Origin of the sequence: Clostridioides sp. ES-W-0018-02 (assembly GCF_020658175.1) — a bacterium.
GTDB lineage: Bacteria > Bacillota > Clostridia > Peptostreptococcales > Peptostreptococcaceae > Clostridioides.
Genome location: NZ_JACVVY010000001.1, coordinates 561,989 through 586,302 on the forward strand (window position 1 = coordinate 561,989; position 24,314 = coordinate 586,302).

The window sequence follows — 24,314 nt, forward strand, 5'->3', positions numbered from 1 at the left end:
TATTATGAATAATATTATAGAAGCTAGAAAAATTAGTAAAGAATATGTCATCAGCAAAGAGGATATACATCAAGTTTTAAAAGGAATTGATTTAACCATTCAACATGGAGAGTTTGTATCTGTTATGGGAGCTTCTGGCTCAGGAAAAACAACTCTACTTTATAACTTAAGTGGTATGGATAAACTCACATCTGGAAATATTACATTCTGCGGAGAAATGATTTCTAGTATGTCTGAGGAAGAATTATCGAAGATACGATTAGAAAAAATGGGATTTATCTTTCAACAAAGCAATTTACTAAAAAATTTAAATATTTTTGATAATATAGTCCTTTCCGCCTATTTGAGAAAGGAAGAAAGCCGCCAAATAATTAATGAACGAGCAAAAACACTTATGGAGAAAACAAATATTTCAGAAATCAAAGATAAAGATATTACTCAGGTTTCTGGTGGTCAACTTCAAAGAGCAGCTATATGTCGTGCATTAATTAATACTCCAGAAATCTTATTTGGAGATGAACCAACAGGTGCACTTAATTCTAAAGTAACAAATGAAGTGATGGACATTCTTTTAGATATCAACAACTCTGGTACAACCATTATGCTTGTAACTCATGATGCCAAAGTTGCAGCAAAAACAGAACGAGTAGTATTTATGTCTGATGGTGTAATCATTGGAGAAATTATATTAGGAAAGTTTAATGAATATAATAACAATTTAAAGGAAAGAGAAAATAAACTTACAAACTGGTTATTAGAATTAGGTTTTTAGAAATATTAGTATAAATAAAACAGATATTACTAATATTATAAAATCAAAATAGTTATAAGTAAAGAAATAAGTAAATCTATTATTAGGAAATCTATAAAGTAATATAAGTACAACTTCTTAAAGCAATAATTGTTTATAAGAAATTTTTCATATATCTAAATTAAGATATACAACATTTTATTAAACTATCTACTTCACATATATATTAAAGCTGATGACTTATCTAATGTTTGATGATAAAATAAAATTAATAAATATTTAATTATAGAGGATTATATTATGAACATTATTAAAAGAGTACCCTTAATATTAATAGTATTAATTGCAATATTACTAACAGGATGTTCTCCAAGAGAAAGTGCTAGTGAAGTAGCAAAAAAGTACAGTGATAGAGTAAATTCTGGAGATTATGAAACAGCATATGATTTACTAAGCAAAGACACCAAGAAAAAAGTTAGCCTTGAAAGGTTTAAAGAGTATCAAAGTGTATTACTTGAGACAAAAAAAGTAATTGGTTATAAATTAATAAAAGAAGAAAATATAGAAAAATATAAATATGATAAAAAAGAATATAAAAATCTTGTTAAACTAGAAGAAACTTATGATATAAAAAATATTTACTTAAAAAAATGTGAGTCTTTAAAAATTAATAGGTACCTTATAGTTGAAAATAATCAATATAAGTTATTATGGCATGAAAATTTCAAACGAAATCTTAGTTCTAGATACCTTGATGTTGTATATCTAAAATTTAGAAAACATGAGATAGTTTCAGATAAAACACTTAAAAAAGCACTTAAAGATACTACTCTACTACTGAAAAAAGCAGTTGACATTGATCCTACTAATTCAGATGCTTATTATGCACAAACATGTCACTATATGAATTTAGACGAATATGATAATGGTCTGATTTCAATTAATAACTGCTTAAAATATTTAGATAAAAAAAATTCTAATTATAAAAAAGATTTAAGTGATGCATATAATTTAAAGGCCGTTATGTGTATGGGTAATAAAAAATATGATGAAGCAAAAAAATTTTTAAATAAATCATTGTATGCTAATAAGGATAACAATGATGCAAAGTTTAACTTAAAAGTAATAAAAAATCAATTAGAGTAAATGCCTAATTTATTATATTCAACAAATACATATAAATTGGTGCAAGTAATATTTTTTTACTTCCATATATAAATCACAGTACTTATGTAAAATTATTATATAATAATTTAATTTTTTATAGATTAAAATTAACATGTTTTAGACTTTTATTTATAATCCAGTTAAATTTATTATTACCTTATTCTAAAGTTTACTTAGTAACTGAATCTATATGACTTTATATAAATATAAAATAAATTCATTTATATTTATTATGTATTTATACAATATTCTCTATTAAATTAAAATACCTATAAATTAATTACAAACTTAAATTATAAAAAAGAACTTATTACTATATGAAAGTTAATATATGAGCAATAAGTTCTTTATATTTGTACGTAAAACATTAATCAATTAAATTTAAAATACATAACAAGATAATACTAAAAATATATAATTATGTTAGATAATAAAATCTAAAGCAATAGGTATTTATAAATATTTATAATTTTTAAATTTGTATATGACAGTAGTTAAATATTACATAATAAATCCAAATAAATATATAGATATCACACCTGTAACAATAGAAATTCCAATAGATTTAAATTTATATGCAACAAGAAGCACAATTAGAAAAGATATAATTTTAGGATTTACTACAGACAAATATAAATTATCTCCATTAAAAAATACATCTTTCGCTGTTAAAGAAGTAAGGATTGCTACAGGTATAAATTTCATTATTTTTTTCAAAGACTCAGGCATATCCTTTTTCGAAAAAATTAACATTGGAAGAACTCTTGGAAGGTATGTAACAATGTACATTCCTATTATAATAAAAAATATATAATTACTATTATTCATAAGATTCCTCCTTTTTAGAATGTACCTCTTCTGCAAAGAACCCAATTAAAGAGGCTAAAATTGATGCAACTATAATTACTAAATTACTCTTAAACAATACATATAAAATAATTGAAATAATAATTGACGATATAAATACTAAAACATAAATCTTGTTTTTTATTTGAGAAACTATTAATGCTATAAACATAGAGGTCAGTATAAATCCAGAAATAGAACTATCTATAGATATTGTTTCTCCTAAAAATGCCCCAATAAAGTTAGCTAAGACTGATGAAACTAGGCAAAAAAAATTGAGATAGATTGCATTTTTATCAGTCCAATTTCCAGTAGTAAATTTTTCATAATTAACTGCAAAAGTTTCATCAGTTATGGTATGGCAAAATGGCAATATAAACTTTGGACTTTTATTTTTTATATACATATTTAAATTGGAACTCATTAAAAAATGTCTCAAATTAACAATAAATGTGGTTAATACAATAGATGTTACACTTGCACCAGCTGAAATCATTGAAGCTGCAATAAATTGAGAACTTCCTCCAAATACCAAAGTTACCATTAATGCTATTTGGAAAGGTGAAAGACCAGATTTCTGCAATAGTATTCCTCCTACTATTCCTATTGGTATATAGCCCAAAAATATGGGTATAGAAGCAATAAAACTTTCTCTTAGTTGCTGAGTTCTTTCCATGATAAATCACTCCTTTTAACCTTTAATACACTGAGTATTATTAAAATATAAAATAGATTAATCATATAATTGCAATTATACTTAAAAATAGATTTGAATTAACTATATAAGCTTTACTATATAAATAAAAATAAATTAATTTTGAAATACTATTAATTTATAATTACTTTTTGTTGTGAGGCAATAATATATGTCAATTCTTATAAATCCATTATCTATCATATTTTCATTGTAACAGCAAAAAAAATTACACACAATTAAAATATTGTGTGCAATACAATTATCTTTTTTCTTTTAGTAATCGTTTTAATACACTTAAACCAGATTTAAGTTCTTCTATATTTTCTGTAGCACATACAGCTATTCTTATTGCAGAAATAGGTTTTTCTTTTCCAACTGCAAAGCGCTCAGATGCATAAACCTGTACACCTTCTTTGAGTGCTTGTAACTCAAGTTTTTCAGCCATTATATCATCAGGTAGTATTAACCATCTAAATATACATTCATTATTTCCTAAAATATTATACTCAGATAAATATTGATTGACAATCTCATTTCTCTTTCTAGCAGACTTACGGCGTGCCTCAATTAATTTATCTGCTTCTCCTGATGCAATCATACGATAAGCTATTTCTGTTAAAAAATATGATTGAGAGAGATTAATATTATACAAAGCACTTGATAAGGCTTCTCTATACTTTTTAGGTGTAGCAATGTATGCAAGACGCAAGCTAGGTGCAAGAATTTTTGATAAACTTGTAATATAAATTGTCTGATTAGGTATATAATTAGCAACTGGATTCAAATGTATTTCATTAAGTAAACCATGAATAGCATCCTCAATAACAATTAGGTTATATTTGGATGCAATATGTGCAATCATTTTTCGTCCATCCTCTGACATTATATGTGTAGTCGGATTTTGATAATCTGGTATTATATATATTCCCTTGATATTTTCATTCTTGCATACATATAATAAACCTTCTTCACTAATCTCCCCATTTTCTTGTTTAATTGGAATTAATTGTATTCCAAGCATTTTGGCTGCTGTCTTTATTCCAGGGTAAGTTAATGGGTCTACACCTATTCTATCTCCATGTTGAAATAGCCCTGCCAAAATGGCTACAATTGCATTTTGTCCTCCACTTGCAGGAAGTAAGCTATCAGCTGAGGTTTTAAATCCAGTTTGGGAAATCAATTTAGCTATAGCTTCTTTTTGCCAATCAGCGCCATCTCTCTGTCCATATTGAAATATAGTTTTAAAATCCAATTCTTTAGTTATTTGTTTAAATAAAGTACTCATTTCTTCTAATGCAAAATCAGGATTCATTGTACCCATTTCAATGAATGTAATTTTATTACTTGACATCAAAAATAAATTTGACCGTATATCATAAGCTACAAAAGTTCCACTTCCTGTCACCCCACTTATTAATCCTTTCTTTTCACAAATTTTAAAGGCTCTAGAAATAGTACTTACATTTACATCTAGGAAGTCTGCCAATTCACGTTGTGGTGGCAATTTGGTACCAGGCAACAAAGTTCCATTATCAATATCTTGTTCTAATTGTTCTGCAATAGCTTTATATAATATTTGTCCTCTTAATGGCCGTTTTGGTTTCCAATTCATAGGATAATTTTCAAAAGAATTAATTGGCATAAAGTTTCACCTCACATTACTAATTTGACTATTTTGTTTATTTAGAACAATAAATTCATTAGGAAAGTGATTATACAAATCCCTAACCTAAACAAATGAATCAATAGCTGTATTTCATAATTACATTTAAATTTATTTTAATATATACACCATATATTTAAAGCGCTTTCTTGTCAACATAAAAGTAATGCAATCATAATTAAATGAATACTAGAATATTTAATTATTTTTATACAATAAAAAAGAAGGTATAAAGAGCTACCCTCAAGCTCAATATACCTTATAAATATCTACACTTCGTTTTTGACTAATTTCTCTATGTCTTTGATAATATGTTCTTTAGATTTTTTTCCAGCTATTGCATCAAAAATTGCAACAGCTTTTTTCTCTCCAAACTTCTCTGCTACATCATTAAACTCTAGAAATCTAACACTTTCCTTTTGTTTGCCAAACATACAACACCTCTCATACATTTTTATATATTTATTATAACTTCTATATGTTTATTTTTCACCAATAAACGTTAGACAAATTAGTTCCTTTATTTTTTTGACTTTATTTTACCTTCAAAATACTTAACAAAACTAGTTTATTCTACCCTATAAATAAAAATATGCAATTTAATTTGTAAAAAACTCTGTAATAAAATCAGTACTTCTCTTTCCAAAAGTTTTACAGTAAAAATAACAAAAATTATTTATTGTGTAGCAGATTTAATATATAAGTAAGATTCCTTAACTATTTTATTTCTAAAAGTAAATAAAAGGTAAAATATTTAATAACAGAAAAGTTTCAAACTTATATGTTATTAGTAGAATTTTTCTAAAAAAACATATCAAATATTTGATTTTCCTGTAAAATACAGTATCTAGTATAATGACAGATGATTATACAGCTTGAAATAAATAGCCTGTATGCCTTTGATATATAATATTTCAAAAACTTTTATGTTATTATATAGACTTATTTAATTTCACAAAGAGCTAAGTGTAATAGGAGATATTTAAACTGATTAAATTAAGGTTATAAATAATTATAATGTCTAATTATTGACTTTGACACCGTGTCGTAGTTTATACTGAAACTGTAAGGAGGAAGTATAATGAAGACAATCACTATAAGCCAAGTATCTAAAAATATGGGGATATCCACTAGAATGCTACGCTATTATGAACAAATTGGATTAATTAAAAGTTTTCGTCGTGAAGGTTATGCTTACAGAGTTTATGATGATGAAGCAATTTCTAGAATTGAGCAGATTATGCTTTTGCGTAAATTGCGAATTCCTTTACGTCAAATTCAAACAATTCTAGAAAATAAAAATGCAGTTACTGCTATTAACATCTTTCGTCAAAATATAAATGAATTAGACGAGGAAATTACTGCTCTTTCAACAATCAAGGATATTCTCTTTTGTTTTATCAAAGAATTAATTAAAGTTACAGAACTACCATTCAAAAATATTATTTCTGAAAATGACACATTGTTATCAGCTATTGAATCACTCAATATTGTTAGTATTAATTTTAAGGAGGAGCAAGGTATGAATAAGTTAAATAAAGCAGATGAAAGACTATCAAAAATCAATGATATACGTATAGTATACCTACCACCAACTACTATTGCTTCCGCTCATTATATTGGTGATGACCCAGAACTTCATGCAAATACAATGCTTGATGAATTCGTGCGTAAAAACAATTTGAATAAAATTAAACCAGATTTAAGACGTTATGGTTTCAATCATCCTAATCCAATAGATGAAACAGGCTATCATGGTTATGAGGCATGGGTGACAATTCCAGATAATATGGATATTTCGGCACCACTTAAAAGAAAGCAATTTGCAGGAGGGTTATATGGTGCACATATGATTGCTTTTGGCAATTTTGCTGAATGGGATGCACTTCTTGAATGGGTGAATAACAGTGAGAAATATGAATTTGCAGGTGATTTACAAGACCAAGAACATATGTGTGGTCTTTTAGAAGAACATTTAAACTATTTTAGCCATATAGAAAAGACAGACCTTGAGGTAAAAGATATACAACTTGATTTACTAATACCTATTAAGGAAAAATAAGAAAAAATATCAGCATAATAATACTAGTTTGTCAAAAAGATTATATGACTGTGAGATAGCAATTATGATAGAGGAAGATTATTTTTGAAAAGAAGAAATATATCTTTCTATTTAACATTCTAACTATTGACAATTAAACAAGATTATAATAAAAAATAGATAAACTATATAGTTTATCTATTTTTTATTATAACTTTAAGCAATCAATATATTTAAATCTAATAAAATTTATCTAAAGTCTTAAAGTTGAAAAAGATAAATGAAGTACCAAGAACCACTTCCTTTTTTTAATCGTCAATCTTATCTCATACATCCTCTGATATACTTGATTTTCTAAGAGGTTTTATTATATCAGTATTAAAAAAACTGTCTTAGAATATATCTTAGATATTAAATATTAATTACAAAAACAAATCTATAATTATATATTAAGTTCTTCTAAGATTTTTATTGCAAATCTTGCATTTGGATATGTAATAGAGCCACCACCAATTACACCTATTTTTATTGCTTCTATAATTTCAGCCTTACTTGCTTCAGAGTTTACACACCCCTCTATATGATAGCAAATGCATTCATCACAACGACTTAAAATAGAAATTGCTAATCCCATCAACTCTTTATTTTTTTTACTTATAGCTCCCTCAGAATAAGTCTTATCATCAAGACTTCCAAAGGCTCTAAAAAATTCATCTGTTTCACTTAGTTTATTATTATATAATTTTCTATATTCTTTCATTTCTTCAAGATTCATGTCTACCTCCTGTGTTCATAAATAATTTTTATAGAGTATGATATAACATCATACTTATATTTTCAATATTAAATATGAATTTTCAATTTATAATGCATATCCTGATTGGTAAATAACCTTAGAATATATAGTTACTGATGACTTCTTACTTTTAATGTTAATTAATTTCAGAGCTAAGATAAATATCTTAATAAGTTTTTAATTGTCTGTTTTAGCTCTGAAATATATAAGATTTAGCTAAGTTTTATAAAAATATATAACTATCCTAGTTATTTTTAGCTGAACTTTTATATATAAAATAAGAATAAATAAATGGTATCACTACAATCATAATTATTACAAAAGTATTATAAAAAGGAATATTAATAAATACATTAATAATTAACAATATTCCACCAATAATCCAAATCCATCCAGCTAAATGATGTGTTTTATTCCAATTTTCTTCATCATTAAGAGTCCATGGTAATTTTATTCCTAATGTATAGTTTTGTTTACATTTAGGAATATAGTTTCCAATAAAGAAAATCAATATTCCTGAAAATAATCCTATATAAAAATTTGTCTCTAAAGTAATTCCTATTGAATACACAGTCATCATTACTTGCAAAATAACTGAAAGTATAGCAACTCCCCATTTTGAAAAACCTTGAAGTATTTTTGAAAATCCTATTTTCTTTGGTTCATTTTCAATTCTAAACCATGTATATAAATGAATACATAGCATTAATAATGGTACACCAAAAGCCGCTATAACTTTTGGAGCATAATTATCTGGATTTCCATAATTGTCAAAATGAATTGCAACCTGATCTGGCAATCTATTATAAAAATAAACTGATACAATAAATGGTATAAAACATACTAAAGTTGATAAAACAAATTGTTTATTTATCATTTTTTTCATTATCTTTTTCTCCCTTCTCCATAAATTGTGAAAACCAAAGCATAACTTCCTCAAAAACTGAAGTATTTATTTCATAGAAAATGAAGTTTTTATACTTGGTTTCAAATATGAGCCCTGCCTTTTTTAATTGAGATAGATGATAAGAGATTGTGGCATTTGTCATATTAAATTTTTCACTAATTTCTCCTGCTGACATCTTGTTATTCTTTAGCATAAGTAAGATTTCTCTTCTTACAGGGTCAGAAAGAGCTTTAAACGTTTCTGGAAAACCCAACAATATCACCTCTCTATTTAGAATTTCATCTAAATACAATATAGCATAATTAATTATTCATTTCAATAACTATTTAGATTTTTTTCTAAATAGTTATTGAAAATTATTATATAAATTTCTAAAACTAGCTTTAAATAAAACAATCTCAATCATAGATTGTTTTATTTAAATACTTTACTTTCAAAAAAATAAAGGACTTAGAAACAAAACTCTAAGTCCTTTTATTTTATAAACTTTCTTATATTTAAAATACAATGCGCACTATTTATGCAACATATTCATACTTTTCTCTGTATTCTCTTATGGCATCATTCCAAGCTTCTTGTACTGTTACACCTCTTTTATTAGCAATTCTCTGTGCCAGTTCAATTATTTTCATAGCTCTTCTTGATATGTTCATATATATTCCTCCTACAAATTATTATATATTTCATATACATAGATTAAAGTTATATTTTTATACTATATAACTTTTCTATTATAATATTACAATTTCCATATGTATTATATATGAACTGTATTAGAAGATAATTAGAATTTTTGTAAAATTTGTATATATTCATATTTATACAACATTAACCTCATGAAAATCTTAAAATAACATGAAATATATGTTCTCATATATACTATAATGAGCATTTAGAAACTACAAAACACTTGAAGTTTTTAATTATCAGTATCCTATAAAAAAGCCATAACTAATATAACTACAATGGTTGTAGATTTTTATATAATATATAAATAATTATAGGAATTAAAACTATCTAATTAAAACAATGTCTGGTACATTAGCTTTGTGACCATAAACAATGCCATTACTAAAAATATTGGTTTTATCATTTTTGAACCATTTTTTATTGCAACTTTAGCACCCACATAGGCCCCTATTATCATCACTAATGCAAACAATACAGCAATTTTATAATATACTTGACCATTTATCATAAATAATAATAACGAAGTTACATTGCTTGTCAAGTTTAATATTTTTGTATTTGCTGAAGCATGCAAGAAATCATATCCATATATTTTTATAAATCCGAAAGTTAGAAATGTTCCTGTTCCAGGTCCAAAAAAACCATCATAAAATCCCATTATAAATGCCATAAGCATTCCTAATCTCAAATTTTTCTTATTAATACCTTCAAATCTATCTTCTTGACCTAAATTTTTAGAAACAAAAGTATAAATTGCCACTATTAAAATCATTAATACAACTAAAACATTTAGTATATTTTCATTTATTGATAATACACATTTTACTCCTAAAATACTACCTATAATAGTAAAAGGAACTAACTTTTTTAAAAGTTCATTATTAGTTTTGCCAGATTTTGCATATCTATAAGCACTACTTATACAACCTGCTGATGCTGCAAATTTATTTGTACCAATAGCAAGATGTATTGGTACTCCAATAGCCATAAGAACAGGCATACTGATAAGCCCACCTCCACCTGCTATAGAATCTACAAAAGCAGCTATAAAACCCCCTATACATAAAAAAGTAATTACAAACATAAAATTCCTCCATACATTCTATTTCAATCTCCTTTATAATATATACTCTATACAATTTCTTTTTAATTTTTATTGTCCAATATATTTTTTCTATATTCATTTGGAGTACTATTATTAAATTTTTTAAATATTTGTGAAAAATAACTGCTATTATTAAATCCTACTTTCTTACAAATATCTGCTATACTCATATTTCCATTTTTTAAATATTTTTTAGATTCTTCTATTCTAAGAATATTTATATACTCAGTTATTGAAATTTTATTCTTTTCATTAAAAATAGAACTTAAATAATTTGGACTTATAAAAAATACATCAGATATGCTATTTAAATTTATATTTTCTTTATAATGTTTTTGTATATATTCGTTTATCTTTTCAATTAAATTTACTTTATCTTTTCTCCAAAAGTCTCTATTAATATCAATACATTCTTTAGAAAATTCAAGTAATATATTCCATAAGTCTTCATCACTACTTACAAGTGATATTTTTTTAGTATATTTATTTTTTACATAATAAATAAGATTTAAATCTTCTAAATCTCTAAGTACTGTTCTAGATAATATGAGCGTCATCTCTTGAACAATACTCTTAATATTATTATGTATTTTCTTATTTACCTCTATTAATTTACAAATACCTTCTAAATTCATATTTTTAATTTCTTTCTCAAGAGAAAATTCTAATTCATAAGGATACTCTCCACCAGCAGTATTAAGTATACTAATTTCTATAGGGCTTATAATACATTTTTCTTCTAACAGCCTAGTATTAGCCTTTTTAAGTGCATCTTCAAGCCTTATATTGTCTTTTCTATTTTTTAATATTTCCTCATCCTTTATGCTAAGTTGGTTTTCAAAGAATTTTCTTTTCGCTATTTCCTGAATAAAATCAGTTACCATTAGTAAATTTTCTTTTAATACATATAATCTACTTTTAGGATTTAATGGAATTTCACTGTAAATTTTATTTATATATTTTGTATCTATATTTGAGTTATTTGATAATATAGACAACTTTTTATCTATATCAATAGATTTATATATTATAAAATTTCCACATTCTATATATCCAATTATATTTTCTTCTAATACTATAGGTATCTCTAGACTAGAAACATCATAATCACAATTATATATTTTAGTAAAATTGTCGTTATTTATATTTTTATTAAGTTTTCTATTACAGGTTCTTATATTTTTGCAAGTAACGCAAAATTTAACTTCTCCATTAGTTTCAAATATTTTTTCGTGTTTTGAATCATAAATAGATATTTTAAGCTTCAATATATTAGATATTTGATTTGCAATATTTTCAAGTATATTTATATTAACTAATTCTTGTATATTATTCTCAGAAAACATGATTGGTAATTGTTTTAAGCTCGAAAATTTATAGGGAACATAAGCGATTAATATTATCAAATCATTTTTACCAGTATTTATAATTTCATGTTCTGAATATGGTGGGCAATAGATTATTGATGATTTCTTTATATTAATCTTTCTACCATCAATTATTTGTATTCCTTCTCCTTGAATCACGTATAAAAGTTGTTCTTCACTTAAATGAAAATGTTTTTCTTGACAATTTCCTGGAAAAAATTTTACAACTCCAGCACTAAGTCTATTAGATTGTGTTTTTGATGGCTCATGTATCCATGTAACTTCTCCCCAATTAAATTTTTGCACTTCATATTTACTCGACTCACTAAAATACTCCATAAGCTCACCTCTTAGTTTTTGTCTAAATATTTTTTTATTCTTTCAAATGTCTCATTACTTATCACATGCTCTATTCTACATGCATCTTTTTCAGCTATATTGAATGAAACTCCCAATGTATTTATTAGAAATCTAGTAATTAAAATATGTTTTTCATAAATTTCTTCTGCTTTTTTTCTACCATTCTCAGTTAAAATAATTTCACCATCAAGCATCATTATAATAAGACCACTTTCTTTTAAAATCCCTACAGCTCTACTTACACTTGCTTTACTATAATTTAATTCTTTTGCTATATCAATAGACTTTACAACTCCATTTTTCTTCTCCAAAATCAATATTGTCTCTAAATAATTTTCTCTTGATTCATACATTTCTACTTCCCCCAAGCAATAACAATTCAATTCTAATATTTTTATCATACTAATTAAAAAAGTATAACTGTATGTTTTAACATCATAATCTAGATTGTTCATATATAATAAAAAAATACTCACTTTTACACTTATAAGTATTTTTATCACTTACATTAATATATCTTATCATAATTTTCTTTTTTATTACATAGAGAAATATCATATAAAATAAAACCCATTTTAGATTTTGATATATAATGTAAAAATCATTAAAAACGAGACTTTACATAAATAAATAGACAACATAGTTGAAAAACCTTCATAAAATCAGGTATAAATGACAGGAATACTAATTCATTTTCTACACACTATTTTAATTATTATCAACCCATTAATTCTAAGAAGTTAATATCAAAAACTAGTATCCTTTTTCTATATTTACTTATCCTCAATAGAAATAGTTATAAAAAGAGCACAAGAAATTATTTCTTAACTGCCTTTTTTTCATTTAGATAAGCTACTTTTTCATCTATTTGCTCCATACAATGTTCCAACACATGTATTTTATTTTGAATATTCTGTTTATATTGCTCAAATAGGCAAATTCTTTTATCTATTGTGTCATCTCCCATATCACAGAAATGAAAACATTCATATATATTCTTTATAGATAAACCTGACTTTTTAAGTTCTGTAATAAATATCAAGCGTTCTACATCCTTTTCTGAAAAGTAACGAACACCGCTTGGTTTTCTATTGATAGGAAGTAGTAAACCTTTTTCTTCATAAAAACGGATTGCTGATTGAGAAATTTCAGTTATTTTTGATACCTCAATCATGGAATATTGCATGTTCTTTACCTCCCTAAACTTTTAAATGAATAATAACATTATAAAAATTCCTTTCATAATAGTCAATCAGTATTCAATAAAAAATATTGACTTCAAGTTAGGTTGAAGTTGTATAGTTTGAAGTGTAAAAATCAATTTGTAAAAGAAAGGATGATATAAATGGTAAAATATGCAACTATGATTAAAGAAAATTTAAATGCAGGAAAAGTACTTTGTGGGATTGCAGTTTCACTGTCTGATTCAGCTGTAAGTGAATTAGTAGGATTATCTGGATATGATTTTGTATGGATTGAGGGAGAACATGGAGCTTTAGACCGTAAAGACATTCAGCAACATATGATAGCAGCACATGCTGGTGGTGCTGCTTCTTTGGTTAGATTGGGAAATAGTGACCCTACTCTTGTTAGAGCTATAATGGATATGGGAACAGATATTATAGGCTTTCCATTTATTAATACAGTACAAGACGCACAAAAAGCAGTATCAGTTTGTACCTATCTACCAAAAGGCATAAGAGGATGCAACCCTCAACGTGCTTCGTATTATGGACGTATGAATTATTTAAACTATATTAAAAATGCAGATAAAGAAACATTGAAAATGATGTTAATTGAACAAAAATCAGGCTATGACAATCTTGAAGAGATAGTACAGGTTGATGGTTATATTTCTTTTACAATAAATGGAGCACATTATTACTCCTTTTCCTTACATTTTTCTACAACACTTATTAAAACTTTCATAAGATTAAATAGCTCAGATTATTCAGTTTATACTTAATAAACATACTGCCAGATAACAAATAAAAAATCGTTATCTGGCAGTACTGAATGTATATTGAAGTCAAAATATTAAATATTTTATCTTTTATAAAATATTCATTACATATATCATGCTATTAATATTTTTTAGTGTTATGTATACTAATATTATCATTAGTTTTTAAAAATTAGATTTTTATAGCATACAAATTTATTCAGCCAACATTTTACCTAATTCAATACAATTAGCCTCTGCCTCTCCATCTGGATCTTCCATTGCTGTGATTCCTTCACCACCTATAATTGTAGCACCAGCATTTTGCATACGTTCTTCCCAATCTCTCATCCATTCACAATTTCCCCAACCATATGAACCAAATAATCCAATCTGTTTACCTGATACCATTGCTTCTAATTCTGATACAAATGGTTCCATATAACCTTCTTCCAATTGTTCTGCTCCCATAGATGGGCAACCTAGTGCAAATTTATTTTCTCCTTTTAAATCGCTTGGTTTCAATAAACTTACATCTAAAACCTCTGCTATTTTACCTTTTGACTTTACACCTTCAGCTACAAAATTTGCCATTTTTTCAGTATTTCCTGTTCCACTCCAATAAACAATATATATTTTATTCATTTTTACCTCCTACGATATTTTTAATCATTCTTCTAGTTAGCTATAGCTAACTAGAATTTAAAAAATAAAAGATTTCTTTATTTGAAATCTCTTTATTTTTTCTAAATATATAATATCATGCACAGTTTTAAAAATCAATACTTATTGATAATATTTCTCATTAAATAATTTTTATCATTTATTTCGTAAATATATAGTCATTATCTTTCATTAGCAAACAAAGATTATCTTTTAGTATTTCCCTTGTATTTATAAAGGTTTAAATATAAGTAACCATTTCCTTGTTCTGTTCTAGGCAAACCAAGTGCTCTTGTACACTTTATCAACTGTGCATACAACTCAGCTTCATCAAAATTTCGTTCAAACTCTTCTCTTGCCCACTCTTTAATCAATGCCATTGAACCTGTTACATAGGGTGCACTCATACTAGTACCACTCATAATAGCAAGTTTATTATCCATATAAGTGGATAAAATATTTCTTCCTGGTGCAACTAAATCTATTGTACTATTTGAATTGCTAAATTTCTCAACTAAATAATTTTCATTTATTGCACCTACTTCTATTACTTCAGGATAACTTGCTGGATAACTATATTCACTTGTACTAGAATCCCCATCTCCATTATTACCAGCTGCACACACTACAGGAATATTATTTTTTACTGCTTGTAAAACAGCATTTTTTAGATTTTTATCATCTTTATTCCCTCCTAGAGACATAGATATAATATCTACCTTGCTACTTACAGCAAAGTTGATAGCATTAATTATACTCTGATATGTCCCAATACCATCTTTATTTAATGCTTTTGCTATTAATAATTTACAATCTGGTGCTACTCCCATAACTTCATTATTATAATTAGATGCTGCTATAATGCCTGCTACATGTGTTCCATGTCCATTAAAATCCTCATATATATTTTTATTTCCATTACTATCATCACTGAAATTTGCACCTCCAATGATTTTTCCTTTTAATAGAGGGTGAGATGTATCGCAACCTGTATCTATTATACCAACTACAACATTTTTACCAGTGTAACCCTCTTCCCACATTCCTTTAGCATTCATTTGTTTTATACCATATGGAAATTTATTCTTTGTTCCTCTTAAATTTTCATTTATCTCATATGGAATTAACTTCATTTTTTTATTCATAATGTATCCCCCTAAAAATTTTATTGCATATAAAAAATTATAAACAAGTTAAAGTGATAAACTATAAATTAAATTATTAATTTATAGTTACATGCTTATACTCATCTATTTATATTTATGATATGTTTTTTATTTTTAGGAGTCATATTTTATTGTCTACAAAATAAAATTTATATGTTATATCAAAATAAAGATTTGCTTACATATACAGATTTACTTTTATAGATACTTTACCTTTTTGTAGAACATAAAATATTTTATACATTTAAAACAATAAAATAGGATATCTTATTTATAGTAAAAACTTTTTAAGATATCCTGTTAGTATTTAATATTCTCTACTTTTTTAATATATTTACTATTTCAAAACTGCCCCTGTATTTGCTGATGTAACCAGCTTAGCATATCTACTTAAATATCCATGCTTTATTTTTGGTTCTAAAGGCTTAAATTTTGATTTTCTATTTTCTATTTCTACTTCACTTACTTTTAGTTCTAATTTTTTATCTGGTATATTTATAGAAATTATATCTCCTTCTTCAACTATTCCTATTAAACCACCTTCCATAGCTTCTGGAGAAATATGTCCTATAGATGCCCCTCTGGTAGCTCCTGAAAAACGCCCATCAGTAAGAAGTGCTACATGCTTATCAAGCCCCATTCCCGCAACTGCTGATGTGGGAGATAACATTTCTTTCATTCCTGGCCCTCCTTTTGGACCTTCATATCTTATAACTATAACATCACCTTTGTTTATTTTTTTGTCAAATATAGCACTAACAGCTTCTTCTTCTGAATTAAAAACTCTTGCTGGACCTTCATGAATCAACATTTCCTCTGCTACTGCTGATTTTTTTACAACTGCTCCATTTACAGCAAGATTACCTCTTAAAATTGCTAGGCCACCTTGACTGCTATATGTATTTTCTAATGTATGTATTACTTCTTCATTCTTTATCTCACAATTTTTTATGTTTTCTCCTATAGACTCGCCTGTTACTGTTTTACAATCTAAATTTATTCCTTTTATCTTTGAAAGTTCATTCATTATAGCTGGTATTCCTCCTGCCATATGTAAATCTTCGATATGATGCTTACCACTTGGACTTAATTTTGTTAAACAAGGAGTTTTTTCACTTATTTCATCAAATAAATCTAAATTAAGTTCTATTCCTGCTTCATAGGCTATTGCAGGTAAATGAAGCACTGTATTTGTAGAACCAGCCATTGCCATATCTACAGTTATTGCATTTTTAAAAGCGTCTATTGTCAAAATATCTCTAGGCTTTATATTATTCTTAAGAAGTTCCATAACATACATACCTGCATATTTTGCTATTCTTTTTCTTTCTCCTGAATGTGAAGCAGCAGTACCATTATATGGAATACCCATACCTAGTGCCTCTGTTAAACAATTCATACTATTAGCTGTAAAAAGCCCAGAGCATGAACCACATCCAGGACAAGAATTCATTGCCAACACTTCTAGCTCTTCTTCACTCATTGTCCCATCCTTACAAGCGCCAACACCTTCCATTGCAGAGTTAAAGTCATATACTTTTCCATTTGCTTTTCCTGGAAGCATAGGACCTCCACTTACAACAACACTTGGTATATTAAGTCTTGCAGCCGCCATTAACATTCCTGGGACTATTTTATCACAATTAGGTATAAGTACTAAAGCATCAAAACCATGTGCCATTGCCATTGCCTCTATAGAATCGGCTATTAATTCTCTTGAAGCAAGTGAATAATTCATTCCAACATGCCCCATAGCTATACCATCACAAACTCCTATAGCCGGAAATTCTAATGGTAATCCACCACTCATTCTCACTCCATTTTTTGCTGCTTCTGCTATTTCATCAAGATGAAGATGACCAGGAATCACTTCATTTTGTGCATTTACTATACCTATTAATGGTCTTTCAATTTCTTCTCTAGTAAGACCCATTCCATACATTAATGCTCTCTTTGGAGCTCCCTCTATTCCTTTTTTTATATCGCTTCTCATGGTATTACCTCTTTCTTATATTTTAAAAATTTTCATAATATTATTATAATATATTTTTATATCAATTAATTACAAAAAACCCAAAAAATATTAAAAGATATTAATATAAAATTATTACTATTTTATATTAATATCTTACACAAATAAATTAAATAGTTATTCTCTCTTAGATATACTAGTTGGAGAAATCTTTTTTGCCAGTATTAAAGATGTTATTATTAATAAAAACAACAACACTATAGAAATTATAAAAGAAGGATTAGTGATATCAATAGCTTTATCTCCTATATTTAAGAACACTAATGTTCCTGGTAAAATACCAATAAGTGTTGCAAACATATAGCTACTAAATCTTATATTAGTAAGCCCTGCTCCATAGTTTATCAGATTATATGGAGTAATTGGTATCAATCTTAATACAAATATAATAAAAAATCCTCTCTTCTCATCTGCCTCCATAAAAAGTTTCCATAAAGATGGTGATAATTTATTTTTTAAAAACTTAGTTATGGCATCCTTAGCTAATACCTTTGCCATCATAAACATAATTGCACTATTAACACCTGCACCTATTATCGTATAAAGTGTCCCTTTCCACAATCCAAATGCTAATCCTCCAGCCAATGCTAATACTGGAACTGGGAAAAAAGTAATTGGCAAAATTGAGAAAATCAATATATATACAAAGGGTGCATAGTTTCCATATGATTGCACATATTGACGTATTTGCTCTGCTGTAATACCCCTAAAAAATGCATAATAAATGAGTATAAAAATAACAATGATAAGTGCTGTAACAATTCCTTTCAAATTCCTTTTTATAATAAATATCATCCTTTCTATGTGTATTTATTGTATATCTCTATTATTTATCTTCTTTTTTAAGTTTCAATAAATAACCCTTTATTTATATTCCATCTAAATAACTTCTTCATGACTTTTTAAAATTTCATCAAAGTTAATAATCCTACATCAAAAATTAAAATAAGATTTTTAATATTAGTTAATTCAGATTCTATATGATTTAGACTTATTAGATGAAAGTTAATAGTAATCACTTCTTATGATATTATCTCTTTATCAGATTTTCAAGTTTCAATAATATCATTATAATACATTTTTATATTAACTAATTACAAAAAATCTAAAAGATATCAATAAATTACACAATTAAACTAAATAATTATTTTTTATTGTATTCTTTAGAAAATTTTTTTAATAAGATGGAAGATAGTATTATTTATAGAAAATATGAGCTTTATTATTTCATGCATTAATAAATATTGATTTTTTAATAAATAAAAAACATTCCCATAAAGAGAATGTTTTTAGGTACATAAGTATATTAGAAATACACTGCTATTTGCATTCTATCAACAATATTTTTTGGAGAATATAAGTCTAAAATATCTTCATATATTCATATATAAATCCATAAACCTTCATAAAATAATTATTTTCTAAAATCCCATATTTTTAACTGCATATCACATAATAGCATAGTTTTGTAAAGTTGAACTATTATACATATCTTATCTAATAAAGCACACTCCAAAAATACTCATAACCTTAATTGTAACAATTTTCTCGCAACCTCATCTACTTCTGAAGTATTTTCCCATTTTGTTGGCTTTTCTGCAATTCTCTTTATAAAAGGTATAATTGGTTCAAGTTTTTTATCTGTGAACATTGGTAATAGACATACGATTATCCAATATTTCCAATCATCATCTTTTTCCTCTGGGATAAGAATATCTATTATCAGTGGAGTAATAATTTCTTGATGTAATGCCAATACAGGTAATATATCTTTTGCAACAGGCCAATTGTAATCTTGTATCCATTCTAAAAGCCTAAGGCAAATAGGTTTTATCTCTTCATCAGATAATAACTTTAATTTTTCAATATTACAGTTATCAAACTTATCTTTTGGAAGTAGTTCTTCGACATTTTTCATAATCTATTTCTCCAGTCTAACACACAATAGTTGTCTTATCTTCAAGATAGACAAAAATCGTTTATATTTAGATACTAATATCTACATTTACAAATATAAAACAAATTATAACTTAATATACTTGTATATAAGTACTAATTTTAAGTTAATCAAATATAATATTTGAAACTTTATCCCAGTTAATCGCTCTCGAATTATATTCAGGGTGTGATAATTTTACTACATGAGTTGAATTATTATAATTATAATAAATTGTAGTAGTACCATCAATTTGATTCCTCTTGTATCCTTGATAGGTAGCATTATTTGGCACTTTTTTTTCAATAAAACTATATGCAGATGAAGCATCAAGTATTTTTACTTTATTAGGAAACATCAACATAAAAAAAGTTATAAGAGCAAAAATACATATACATGTAATACTATACCATTTAATCCATTTCATACAATTCCTCCTATTTTACCAATATATACTATTATTATTTCCATATATTTATAATATTTATACATATGATAAAATTTTTAAATACTTACATATTAAGTGTAGAAGATTCAATTTTCTAAGTCTTATAAGGATACATAGTTTATTTTTATAAGTTAATAAATTTTTAAGGTTTTATTAAAGAAAAGTTTATTTTTAAAGATTACAATAAAGATAGTATTTATAAGGTCAAAAATATAAATTTTGGAGGGAGATAAATTAAAATTATGTGTACACTTTATCCGTTATTTTGTGCAATATTACCTTGTTTAATATACCAAATAATTGTTATAAGAAGAGTAAATTTAAAAGAAAAAAGGAATTTAGTAACACATCTAATATGGGTCTATGTTTTTTTGTTTTATATTTACTTAGCACTTAGCAAAGCAGGTATTGGAAGTATATGGGATATAGGTAGATATGGTGAAATTATTAGACTAGATGAAATAAATTTAATTCCATTTAGTTCAAGTGGTGCTTTAACCTACATTCTAAATATCATCATGTTTATGCCTTTAGGATTTTTACTTCCTTTGATTTGGAAAAGATTTAGAAATTTTATTAGCATATTATGTACTGGACTAAGCTTTTCATTGGCAATTGAGATTTGTCAATTATTTAATCATAGAACTACAGATATTGATGATTTGATGATGAATACTCTAGGTGCTATTTTGGGATACTTCATATGGATATGTATAGATAATTTATTTAATTATATAAGTAAAAAAACTATCTTTGCACATCGATATGAACAGATTCTTCAAGATGAAATTGCTGTTGAAGCTGATGATGATACAAATAGAAAAACTATTAACCTCCCTAAAAATGAAGCTATTATGTACTTAATATTAGCTGTTTTAGGAGAATTTCTATTGTATAATTTTTATATTACTTATTAGATAATTTAATGTATCTATTAGCTTTACATTTTATCTTAATATTTATGTACAAATAAAATACCCATTCTTACTACCTTAAGAACAGGGTATTTTATTCTTTAATATATTTAACAATAACTTTTTATCTTATTGATAATACCTATTTTCACTTTTCTGCTTGATTATAGCAAAAACAATATTTAAAATAAATTTTAATTATAATCACTTTCAACAAAATTATTAGAATAATTTTCAAATCTGAATAGCCTAATATAATAACCTTACTTAATTGGCATTTGAAATATTCGATTTACATTACATCTAACTTTATTAGCAGTTATATAATCATATTCAGTGCCATTCTCAATAAAATTTTGTATCTTATCTAATACTTGTATTGCTCTCTCTTTACTTTCATAACATCCTATCTTCCTAGTATTATACATATCTTCAAATGTTACATATATTTGATTATCATTTATTTCAATTTTACTAACTTTCATTAAATTAGTTTTATCCTGGCTTCTAATTATTATCATTTCAAATTCTCCAATATATTTAATTTATTTTTAAGTCATTTCCTTGTTATATACTATTTTGACATAATTAAAACTTTTACCATTACATATTTATATACCATCTTTCTCTTTTGAGAGTTTCTTTAATCCTAAAAGCCTTGCTAATTAGTTCTCTTTTTTATTTCCATAATAAATCATTTGTTGATTATTCCAACATCATTATACAATCTATTTCACTTAGTAAAACTTATCCTTACCACCCTTTCTATGTCGATTTATACATTTGGTAATTGTATTAATAAAAATTTTTATTCAAATCATTTGTATATTAAATCATTTATATCAAAACTCAATATTTTACAACATATATATCTCTTTTCTATAAACTTATTTTTATATTTTCTTCAAATAAATGTATTATAGGATTTGTTTTTAATAATTTCATTATTTTTTTATAGCATCATTTTTAATTTTGATTTGTTTCCATTCAACATATCACCTCTCCATAAATTACCATTTGTATAATTTATATTATATATATACAAACGGTAATTATCAATCTTTTTTCTTATCTTTTTTCTTTTTTTATATATTTTTGGTAATTTTATTTTACTTTTCAGCAAAATAACTTATAATTTCGGTAAGGAGTGATGTACATATGGAAAGTTTAGGAGATAGAATAGCAAAGCTAAGAAAAGAGTTGAATATAAATCAAAAGGAACTTGCTACTAAAGTTGGTATAACTGAAGCTAGTTTATCACGTTATGAAAATAATCTGCGAGAACCTAAAAGTGAAATAATAGTAAGATTAGCAAAATCACTGAAGACATCTACAGATTATTTATTAGGTATAAATGAAAATACAAAAATAAATAGAGAAGACAAATTAATAATAGAAAGTTTATCAGTTAGTGAAAAAACAAAGCAGCTTTTAGAAAAGATATATTCACTTGAAGAAGAAGATAGAGAGGCTATAGAAAAAATGATTGATAATGCTTATATAAAGAGATTTTTAAAAGAAGAGAATTAGTTCTCTTCTTTTACTTTTTCCAATATTTCTAATAACAGTTCATAAAAATCAATATCTACACTCAATAAAAAATCTAATTTAATTCCTGTGTCTTTAATTTTTTCCTTTCTTATAATAGTAGTATTTGATTTTTCCACATACACCATCCCCCAGTGAACCTATGTTCTTAATTTTATTCAAAGATTCCCAACAAATTTTTAATAAAAATTATGTAATTATGATTTTTTCATTTCATAAAATATTTTTCTCTTATCCAAAATTTTCTTGGATAATTATCTTAACTATATAATAATACTTTTATTCTACAGATGCAATAAAAAACTCGTAATTATAACAAAAAAATCTATTATTGTAGAATTTTGTATATTTTTTATGTTTTTATATATTTTTCAAGATAATTCTTATTATAAAACTTTGTATAAATATATAAATTTTTATGTTTATTTAATCTACTTTTTAGTACTTGATAAAGTATAAAAAATACTGATAATTATAGTTTGCTAACTATCATTATCAGTATTTTTTTACCATTTATAAACATAATTAAAATCCACTTTCTAAAGGGGCTAGATTTACCTGACTACACTTAAAATTTTTCTCACAAAATACTATTTATCTTTTATTTATGTTATTCACTTTATATTTGTGTAGTAAAATTTATTTAGCTTGAAACTATTTTTATTATTGAGAGTTTAAGTTTTCATGACTTAATTATTGGAACCTAATTATTAATGAAAATAAAGTTAATTTTCATTATAAGTATTATCTTTTCAATATGTACTTACTATATAATTCTATTATTTATTTTCACTTTCCAGTTTTAATAAATAATCCTTTGTTTTTATTCCGCCCAAATAACCTCTTAAACTTCCATTAGAACCAATAAGCCTATGGCAAGGTATAAAAATAGAAATAGGATTTTTACTATTGGCTAACCCCACTGCTCTATATGATTTAGGTCTATTGATTGTATTCGCTAATTCTAGATAAGTTCTTGTTTCTCCATATGGAATTTTACAAAGTTCCCTCCACACTTGTTTACTAAACTCACTTCCTGATGGATGTAATGGTAAATCAAATTTTTTTCTATCACCATTTAGATATTCACTTAGTTGTTTATTTGCATCTTTTATAATTTTAGTCTCTTTAACTGTATATTTTTCACAAGATAATTCTTGTATCCCAAAGAATAAATCTGTAATGTAATTATTTTCTTCTGATATTCCTATTTTCCCAATTTTAGTTTCATAGTAAAATATATTTTTCATTGAGCACTATATCCTTCCATATTTA

The 24,314-nt window shown here is 25.7% G+C and carries 27 protein-coding genes; 6 read left to right on the forward strand and 21 right to left on the reverse strand.

What is annotated here, in order from left to right; all coding sequences use genetic code 11:
• Nucleotides 1-4 precede the first annotated feature (4 nt).
• Together IC219_RS02640 and IC219_RS02645 are read left to right on the forward strand one after the other, a co-directional pair.
• Nucleotides 5-772, forward strand: a complete 768-nt coding sequence (locus IC219_RS02640; RefSeq protein ID WP_227830573.1) for an ABC transporter ATP-binding protein — start codon at nucleotides 5-7, stop codon at nucleotides 770-772.
• Between the two features lie 279 nt (nucleotides 773-1,051).
• Complete coding sequence (locus IC219_RS02645; protein ID WP_227823965.1) at nucleotides 1,052-1,897, forward strand: tetratricopeptide repeat protein; 846 nt, start codon at nucleotides 1,052-1,054, stop codon at nucleotides 1,895-1,897.
• A 522-nt stretch (nucleotides 1,898-2,419) separates the two neighbouring features.
• Here IC219_RS02645 and IC219_RS02650 read toward each other — a convergent pair.
• The 4 genes from IC219_RS02650 to IC219_RS02665 all read right to left on the reverse strand — a co-directional run bounded on the left by IC219_RS02650 (nucleotide 2,420) and on the right by IC219_RS02665 (nucleotide 5,558).
• Nucleotides 2,420-2,746: an AzlD domain-containing protein gene (locus IC219_RS02650; RefSeq protein WP_227435111.1), complete on the reverse strand. Its 327-nt coding sequence runs from the start codon at nucleotides 2,744-2,746 to the stop codon at nucleotides 2,420-2,422.
• Complete coding sequence (locus IC219_RS02655; protein ID WP_227435109.1) at nucleotides 2,739-3,440, reverse strand: AzlC family ABC transporter permease; 702 nt, start codon at nucleotides 3,438-3,440, stop codon at nucleotides 2,739-2,741. The genes IC219_RS02650 and IC219_RS02655 overlap by 8 nt, the downstream gene beginning before the upstream one ends.
• 280 nt (nucleotides 3,441-3,720) lie before the next feature.
• Nucleotides 3,721-5,103: a PLP-dependent aminotransferase family protein gene (locus tag IC219_RS02660; protein WP_227853308.1), complete on the reverse strand. Its 1,383-nt coding sequence runs from the start codon at nucleotides 5,101-5,103 to the stop codon at nucleotides 3,721-3,723.
• Between the two features lie 290 nt (nucleotides 5,104-5,393).
• Nucleotides 5,394-5,558, reverse strand: coding sequence for a hypothetical protein (locus tag IC219_RS02665; RefSeq protein WP_227435106.1), 165 nt, complete (start codon nucleotides 5,556-5,558; stop codon nucleotides 5,394-5,396).
• A 647-nt stretch (nucleotides 5,559-6,205) separates the two neighbouring features.
• Here IC219_RS02665 and IC219_RS02670 point away from each other — a divergent pair.
• Nucleotides 6,206-7,186 carry a MerR family transcriptional regulator gene (locus IC219_RS02670; protein ID WP_227830575.1) on the forward strand — a complete coding sequence of 327 codons (981 nt, stop codon included), beginning with the start codon at nucleotides 6,206-6,208 and terminating at the stop codon, nucleotides 7,184-7,186.
• 421 nt (nucleotides 7,187-7,607) lie between these two features.
• On the opposite strand, the gene IC219_RS02675 is transcribed toward IC219_RS02670, so the two are convergent.
• The 8 genes from IC219_RS02675 to IC219_RS02705 form a co-directional block, all read right to left on the reverse strand.
• Nucleotides 7,608-7,940: a carboxymuconolactone decarboxylase family protein gene (locus IC219_RS02675; protein WP_227435101.1), complete on the reverse strand. Its 333-nt coding sequence runs from the start codon at nucleotides 7,938-7,940 to the stop codon at nucleotides 7,608-7,610.
• A gap of 265 nt (nucleotides 7,941-8,205) precedes the next feature.
• Complete coding sequence (locus tag IC219_RS02680) at nucleotides 8,206-8,847, reverse strand: SdpI family protein (protein ID WP_227830576.1); 642 nt, start codon at nucleotides 8,845-8,847, stop codon at nucleotides 8,206-8,208.
• Nucleotides 8,828-9,121 (reverse strand): autorepressor SdpR family transcription factor, encoded by a 294-nt coding sequence (locus IC219_RS02685; protein WP_227435096.1) that lies wholly within the window; start codon nucleotides 9,119-9,121, stop codon nucleotides 8,828-8,830. The genes IC219_RS02680 and IC219_RS02685 overlap by 20 nt, the downstream gene beginning before the upstream one ends.
• Nucleotides 9,122-9,386: 265 nt before the next feature.
• Entirely contained in the window at nucleotides 9,387-9,521 is a 135-nt protein-coding gene (locus tag IC219_RS21615; RefSeq protein WP_255612865.1) for a hypothetical protein, read from the reverse strand.
• Between the two features lie 368 nt (nucleotides 9,522-9,889).
• Nucleotides 9,890-10,642, reverse strand: coding sequence for a sulfite exporter TauE/SafE family protein (locus IC219_RS02690; protein WP_227435094.1), 753 nt, complete (start codon nucleotides 10,640-10,642; stop codon nucleotides 9,890-9,892).
• Nucleotides 10,643-10,704: 62 nt separating this feature from the next.
• The gene (locus IC219_RS02695; RefSeq protein ID WP_227435093.1) at nucleotides 10,705-12,369 is read right to left on the reverse strand and encodes a helix-turn-helix domain-containing protein; all 1,665 of its coding nucleotides are present in this window, start codon (nucleotides 12,367-12,369) and stop codon (nucleotides 10,705-10,707) included.
• A gap of 11 nt (nucleotides 12,370-12,380) precedes the next feature.
• Complete coding sequence (locus IC219_RS02700; RefSeq protein ID WP_227482615.1) at nucleotides 12,381-12,743, reverse strand: metal-dependent transcriptional regulator; 363 nt, start codon at nucleotides 12,741-12,743, stop codon at nucleotides 12,381-12,383.
• 464 nt (nucleotides 12,744-13,207) lie between these two features.
• Nucleotides 13,208-13,576, reverse strand: coding sequence for a MerR family transcriptional regulator (locus tag IC219_RS02705; RefSeq protein WP_227830577.1), 369 nt, complete (start codon nucleotides 13,574-13,576; stop codon nucleotides 13,208-13,210).
• A 159-nt stretch (nucleotides 13,577-13,735) separates the two neighbouring features.
• Between IC219_RS02705 and IC219_RS02710 the strand changes: the two genes are divergently transcribed.
• Entirely contained in the window at nucleotides 13,736-14,356 is a 621-nt protein-coding gene (locus IC219_RS02710) for an aldolase/citrate lyase family protein (protein ID WP_227830578.1), read from the forward strand.
• Between the two features lie 192 nt (nucleotides 14,357-14,548).
• On the opposite strand, the gene IC219_RS02715 is transcribed toward IC219_RS02710, so the two are convergent.
• The 6 genes from IC219_RS02715 to IC219_RS02740 all read right to left on the reverse strand — a co-directional run bounded on the left by IC219_RS02715 (nucleotide 14,549) and on the right by IC219_RS02740 (nucleotide 20,556).
• Nucleotides 14,549-14,977, reverse strand: coding sequence for a flavodoxin (locus IC219_RS02715; RefSeq protein ID WP_227435085.1), 429 nt, complete (start codon nucleotides 14,975-14,977; stop codon nucleotides 14,549-14,551).
• Between the two features lie 224 nt (nucleotides 14,978-15,201).
• Nucleotides 15,202-16,140, reverse strand: a complete 939-nt coding sequence (locus IC219_RS02720) for a S8 family peptidase (RefSeq protein ID WP_227435084.1) — start codon at nucleotides 16,138-16,140, stop codon at nucleotides 15,202-15,204.
• A 358-nt stretch (nucleotides 16,141-16,498) separates the two neighbouring features.
• Complete coding sequence (ilvD, locus tag IC219_RS02725; protein ID WP_227823974.1) at nucleotides 16,499-18,154, reverse strand: dihydroxy-acid dehydratase; 1,656 nt, start codon at nucleotides 18,152-18,154, stop codon at nucleotides 16,499-16,501.
• Between the two features lie 156 nt (nucleotides 18,155-18,310).
• Nucleotides 18,311-18,964, reverse strand: a complete 654-nt coding sequence (locus IC219_RS02730; protein WP_227482611.1) for a TVP38/TMEM64 family protein — start codon at nucleotides 18,962-18,964, stop codon at nucleotides 18,311-18,313.
• A gap of 751 nt (nucleotides 18,965-19,715) precedes the next feature.
• Nucleotides 19,716-20,111 carry a DUF5071 domain-containing protein gene (locus IC219_RS02735; RefSeq protein WP_227830579.1) on the reverse strand — a complete coding sequence of 132 codons (396 nt, stop codon included), beginning with the start codon at nucleotides 20,109-20,111 and terminating at the stop codon, nucleotides 19,716-19,718.
• Nucleotides 20,112-20,256: 145 nt separating this feature from the next.
• Entirely contained in the window at nucleotides 20,257-20,556 is a 300-nt protein-coding gene (locus IC219_RS02740; RefSeq protein WP_227830580.1) for a hypothetical protein, read from the reverse strand.
• Between the two features lie 263 nt (nucleotides 20,557-20,819).
• On the opposite strand from IC219_RS02740, the gene IC219_RS02745 reads away from it, so the two are divergent.
• On the forward strand, nucleotides 20,820-21,494 hold the full coding sequence (locus IC219_RS02745; protein ID WP_227482609.1) for a VanZ family protein: 675 nt from the start codon (nucleotides 20,820-20,822) through the stop codon (nucleotides 21,492-21,494).
• A gap of 260 nt (nucleotides 21,495-21,754) precedes the next feature.
• On the opposite strand, the gene IC219_RS02750 is transcribed toward IC219_RS02745, so the two are convergent.
• A complete protein-coding gene (locus tag IC219_RS02750; protein ID WP_227435074.1) occupies nucleotides 21,755-22,012 on the reverse strand; it encodes a hypothetical protein in 258 nt (85 codons plus the stop codon).
• 637 nt (nucleotides 22,013-22,649) lie between these two features.
• On the opposite strand from IC219_RS02750, the gene IC219_RS02755 reads away from it, so the two are divergent.
• Nucleotides 22,650-23,021: a helix-turn-helix domain-containing protein gene (locus tag IC219_RS02755; protein WP_227435072.1), complete on the forward strand. Its 372-nt coding sequence runs from the start codon at nucleotides 22,650-22,652 to the stop codon at nucleotides 23,019-23,021.
• Here IC219_RS02755 and IC219_RS02760 read toward each other — a convergent pair.
• Nucleotides 23,018-23,158 (reverse strand): hypothetical protein, encoded by a 141-nt coding sequence (locus IC219_RS02760; RefSeq protein WP_227435245.1) that lies wholly within the window; start codon nucleotides 23,156-23,158, stop codon nucleotides 23,018-23,020. The genes IC219_RS02755 and IC219_RS02760 overlap by 4 nt on opposite strands.
• A gap of 660 nt (nucleotides 23,159-23,818) precedes the next feature.
• A complete protein-coding gene (locus tag IC219_RS02765; protein WP_227830581.1) occupies nucleotides 23,819-24,289 on the reverse strand; it encodes a methylated-DNA--[protein]-cysteine S-methyltransferase in 471 nt (156 codons plus the stop codon).
• Between the last annotated feature and the right edge of the window lie 25 nt (nucleotides 24,290-24,314).

Bases quoted from the DNA above. Each gene is read 5' to 3' on its own strand.
- IC219_RS02710 (WP_227830578.1), top strand. From the start codon at position 13,736: ATGGTAAAATATGCAACTATGATTAAAGAAAATTTAAATGCAGGAAAA.
- IC219_RS02740 (WP_227830580.1), bottom strand. From the start codon at position 20,556: ATGAAATGGATTAAATGGTATAGTATTACATGTATATGTATTTTTGCT.
- IC219_RS02665 (WP_227435106.1), bottom strand. From the start codon at position 5,558: ATGTTTGGCAAACAAAAGGAAAGTGTTAGATTTCTAGAGTTTAATGAT.
- IC219_RS02645 (WP_227823965.1), top strand. From the start codon at position 1,052: ATGAACATTATTAAAAGAGTACCCTTAATATTAATAGTATTAATTGCA.
- IC219_RS02755 (WP_227435072.1), top strand. From the start codon at position 22,650: ATGGAAAGTTTAGGAGATAGAATAGCAAAGCTAAGAAAAGAGTTGAAT.
- IC219_RS02670 (WP_227830575.1), top strand. From the start codon at position 6,206: ATGAAGACAATCACTATAAGCCAAGTATCTAAAAATATGGGGATATCC.
- IC219_RS02675 (WP_227435101.1), bottom strand. From the start codon at position 7,940: ATGAATCTTGAAGAAATGAAAGAATATAGAAAATTATATAATAATAAA.
- IC219_RS02690 (WP_227435094.1), bottom strand. From the start codon at position 10,642: ATGTTTGTAATTACTTTTTTATGTATAGGGGGTTTTATAGCTGCTTTT.
- IC219_RS02700 (WP_227482615.1), bottom strand. From the start codon at position 12,743: ATGTATGAATCAAGAGAAAATTATTTAGAGACAATATTGATTTTGGAG.
- IC219_RS02695 (WP_227435093.1), bottom strand. From the start codon at position 12,369: ATGGAGTATTTTAGTGAGTCGAGTAAATATGAAGTGCAAAAATTTAAT.
- ilvD (WP_227823974.1), bottom strand. From the start codon at position 18,154: ATGAGAAGCGATATAAAAAAAGGAATAGAGGGAGCTCCAAAGAGAGCA.
- IC219_RS02765 (WP_227830581.1), bottom strand. From the start codon at position 24,289: ATGAAAAATATATTTTACTATGAAACTAAAATTGGGAAAATAGGAATA.
- IC219_RS02705 (WP_227830577.1), bottom strand. From the start codon at position 13,576: ATGCAATATTCCATGATTGAGGTATCAAAAATAACTGAAATTTCTCAA.
- IC219_RS02715 (WP_227435085.1), bottom strand. From the start codon at position 14,977: ATGAATAAAATATATATTGTTTATTGGAGTGGAACAGGAAATACTGAA.
- IC219_RS02735 (WP_227830579.1), bottom strand. From the start codon at position 20,111: ATGAAAAATGTCGAAGAACTACTTCCAAAAGATAAGTTTGATAACTGT.
- IC219_RS21615 (WP_255612865.1), bottom strand. From the start codon at position 9,521: ATGAACATATCAAGAAGAGCTATGAAAATAATTGAACTGGCACAGAGA.
- IC219_RS02655 (WP_227435109.1), bottom strand. From the start codon at position 3,440: ATGGAAAGAACTCAGCAACTAAGAGAAAGTTTTATTGCTTCTATACCC.
- IC219_RS02750 (WP_227435074.1), bottom strand. From the start codon at position 22,012: ATGATAATAATTAGAAGCCAGGATAAAACTAATTTAATGAAAGTTAGT.
- IC219_RS02660 (WP_227853308.1), bottom strand. From the start codon at position 5,103: ATGCCAATTAATTCTTTTGAAAATTATCCTATGAATTGGAAACCAAAA.
- IC219_RS02640 (WP_227830573.1), top strand. From the start codon at position 5: ATGAATAATATTATAGAAGCTAGAAAAATTAGTAAAGAATATGTCATC.
- IC219_RS02720 (WP_227435084.1), bottom strand. From the start codon at position 16,140: ATGAATAAAAAAATGAAGTTAATTCCATATGAGATAAATGAAAATTTA.
- IC219_RS02745 (WP_227482609.1), top strand. From the start codon at position 20,820: ATGTGTACACTTTATCCGTTATTTTGTGCAATATTACCTTGTTTAATA.
- IC219_RS02680 (WP_227830576.1), bottom strand. From the start codon at position 8,847: ATGAAAAAAATGATAAATAAACAATTTGTTTTATCAACTTTAGTATGT.
- IC219_RS02650 (WP_227435111.1), bottom strand. From the start codon at position 2,746: ATGAATAATAGTAATTATATATTTTTTATTATAATAGGAATGTACATT.